The following is a 3,259-nucleotide window of genomic DNA, read 5'->3' as shown; positions in this document are numbered from 1 at the left end:
AAGCCCTGTTGGCATCCAAAATCATTTCTTATGCACAAGGCTTTATGCTGATCCGCGAAGCCAGCGAAAACAACGATTGGGCATTGAATTACGGCAATACTGCCCTCTTGTGGCGCGAAGGCTGCATCATCCGCAGCGCGTTCTTGGGCAACATCCGTGACGCATACGAAGCCAATCCTGATTTGGTATTCTTGGGTTCCGATCCTTATTTCAAAGGCGTGTTGGAAACCTGTCTGCCTGCATGGCGTAAAGTGGTGGCCAAAGCGATTGAGTACGGTATTCCGATGCCTTGCATGGCTTCCGCCATTACCTTCCTTGACGGCTACACTTCCGAGCGTCTGCCGGCCAACCTGCTGCAAGCGCAACGCGACTACTTCGGCGCGCACACTTACGAGCGTACCGACAAACCGCGCGGCGAGTTCTTCCATACCAACTGGACAGGCAAGGGCGGCGATACCGCTTCAACCACATACGATATTTAATTTGCCTGAGCAAACAAAAGGCCGTCTGAGTATTTCAGACGGCCTTTTTATAGGGTTATCCACAATGAAGAATGAAACGATTTAACCTATTTTATAGATAACTTTATGAAATAAATAAGAATTAATAAAGGCCGTCTGAATATTTCAGACGGCCTTTAAAATTGTTCACAACCTTATCAACAGGTTTTCCATAGATTAAACCAGATTTTGCGGATTACCGGCCACAAAGTGGTTGATATTGTCTAAAAGGATGTCAAACAGGCGGTTGGCGGCCTCTTGGCTTGCCCATGCAATGTGTGGCGTGACGATGAGGTTGGGCAGTCGGGCTTTCAGCAGAGGGTTGCCGTCGCGCGGCGGCTCTTGTGTCAATACGTCAAAACCTGCTCCGCCGATTTGGCCGTATTTCAACGCCGCAACCAAAGCGGCTTCATCAACCAAGCCGCCGCGTCCGCAGTTGATGAGGATGGCGCCGGGTTTCATTTGCTGCAATTCAGCTTCGCCTATCATATTGGCCGTTTGCGGCGTGAGCGGACAATTAAGCGATACGACATCGGCGGAGCGGATGGCTTCGTCAAAGGAAACATAACCGTCGCGGACGCTTTGGGCATTTTTATGTTCGGCGAACACGACATTCATTTTGAAAGCCTGAGCATAAGTTGCCAGCGTTTTCCCGATATTGCCGCGACCGAAAATCGCCAGCGTTTTACCGTTCAAATCGCGCATCGGTGCGCCGAGGTGGCAGAAAAACGGTGAGTTTTCCCACAAGCCTGCCGCAACGTCACGCTGATAGGCAGGCAGGTTGCGCATCAGGGTAATCATCATCATAAACGCGTGTTCCGCCACGGATTCATTGCCGTAAGCGCGGATATTGCACACTGCCGTACCGTTTTGTTTGGCAGCCTCAACGTCCACATTGTTGACGCCTGTCGCGGTAACGGCAACCAGCTTGAATTGTGGATTTTCGGCAAATGCTTGGGCGGAAATCACGACTTTGTTGGTAATCACAATGTCCGCGCCGCGGATACGCTCTAAGGTTTCGTGCGCTTCGGTTGTGCCGTAGCTGCTCAATGTATGTGGAAAATCAAAATCAAACGGGCGGTTGACGAGAGTATCGCGGTCGAGGACGACAATATGGAGCGGGTTCATAAAATTCCTATCAAAAATAAAATATCGATTTATAAAATCTAAATTAGGATAAAGGATTTAAAATATACGCGTTAGTTGATAATAATTATTATGTAGCGATTAAAACACCAATGTATCAGGAAAACAGAATGATTAAAACCATTACATTTGCTATTTTGCATTTCAGCGTCGCATTTAGTGTCGCCTATATTCTGACCGGCAGTATCGGCGTTTCCAGCGCGGTGGCCTTGGTCGAACCCATCGCCAATACCGTCGTCTTTTATTTTCACGAAAAAGCGTGGAACCGCTACGAGAAAAACAAATCCGAAAAACAAAAATTGTGGGTGCCTCTGCATCAGTGCGGCTAAAGTTTCAGACGGCCCTTTGCTTGATTAAAAACGATTATGCCTTTGCAGTTCGTCCATCGCCATCAAAATGCCAAACCCTAAAATAGGGTAAGACTTTACGAAGGCTTCATGAAGGTAAAAATGCTAAAATACGCTATTCTTGCAAACCCATTCAGACGGCCTCAATGCTCACCGATTTAGAAAAAAACGCCATCCGCGACCATTACCAAAACATCGGCAAAAACCTGCCCGGTTTCCGTCCGCGCGCTTCGCAGCGGGAAATGATTGCGGCGATTGCCAACGCTTTTTCGCGGACGTTGACGCGTGAAGAAGGCGAAGAAGCGCCCAAACGCGAGGGCGAGAGCATTGCCGTGATCGAAGGGCCGACCGGCGTGGGTAAATCGTTGGCCTATCTTTTGGCCGGCGGCATCATGGCGCAAACGCGCGGCAAACGGCTGATTGTCAGCAGCGCGACGGTGGCCTTGCAGGAGCAGTTGGTTGACCGCGATTTACCGTTTCTGGTCGAAAAAAGCGGTTTGGAGCTGACCTTTACGCTTGCCAAGGGGCGCGGCCGTTATCTTTGCCCTTACAAACTCTATCAACTGACGCAAAACAACGCCCAGCAAAACCTGCTTGGTTTTGAAGCGCCGGAAGTGTTGTGGGACAGCAAACCCAAGCCGGAAGAATTGAACCTGCTGCGCGACATTGCCGATGAATTTTCCGCCCGCCGCTTTAATGGCGACCGCGACACTTGGCCGGAAAAAATCGATGACGCGATTTGGCTCAAAGTTACCAACGACCGCCACGGTTGCCTGAAATCCGCCTGTCCTAACCGTCCGGAATGCCCGTTTTACCTGGCGCGCGATGTTTTGGAAACCGTCGATGTCGTCGTTGCCAACCATGACCTTCTGCTTGCCGACATCAGCATGGGCGGCGGCGTGATTCTGCCTGCACCCGAAAACAGTTTCTATTGCATAGACGAAGCGCACCATCTGCCCAAAAAAGCCCTCAGCCGTTTTGCCGCCGAACATTCATGGAATATTGCCGTTTGGACGCTGGAAAAACTGCCGCAGCTTACCGGCAAAATTGCCACGCTGACCGATAAAGCCGAACTTGCCAACCTTGCTGACGAAGCTGCCACATCCTTGCTCGACAGCCTGCACGAATGGCAGTTTCACTTGGCGGAAGAGCCGTCTTTAAGTCTGGGGTCGTCTGAAAACGACAGGCGGAAACACAACGAACCGACTTGGCTGTGGGAAGACGGCAAAATCCCCGAAGGCCTGGAAACCACAGTTTCCAATACGG

At 50.6% G+C, this 3,259-nt stretch carries 2 protein-coding genes and 2 pseudogenes; 3 read left to right on the top strand and 1 reads right to left on the bottom strand.

Going from position 1 to position 3,259, the window contains the following annotated elements:
* Window positions 1-482, top strand: a pseudogene (locus ACTHUE_RS13845) (NADP-dependent phosphogluconate dehydrogenase); the annotation flags it as partial.
* Between the two features lie 195 nt (window positions 483-677).
* Here the strand turns inward: ACTHUE_RS13845 and ACTHUE_RS13840 are convergent.
* Window positions 678-1,628 (bottom strand): D-2-hydroxyacid dehydrogenase, encoded by a 951-nt coding sequence (locus tag ACTHUE_RS13840; RefSeq protein WP_070461530.1) that lies wholly within the window; start codon window positions 1,626-1,628, stop codon window positions 678-680.
* A gap of 128 nt (window positions 1,629-1,756) precedes the next feature.
* On the opposite strand from ACTHUE_RS13840, the gene ACTHUE_RS13835 reads away from it, so the two are divergent.
* Window positions 1,757-1,975, top strand: coding sequence for a DUF2061 domain-containing protein (locus ACTHUE_RS13835; protein WP_107768592.1), 219 nt, complete (start codon window positions 1,757-1,759; stop codon window positions 1,973-1,975).
* 164 nt (window positions 1,976-2,139) lie between these two features.
* Window positions 2,140-3,259 (top strand): annotated as a pseudogene (locus ACTHUE_RS13830) (ATP-dependent DNA helicase DinG); the annotation flags it as partial.

This window comes from Neisseria sp. P0021.S005, from assembly GCF_051956955.1.
The sequence above is the reverse complement of the archived record's forward strand: the minus strand, read 5'-3'. Positions and strand labels throughout refer to the sequence as shown.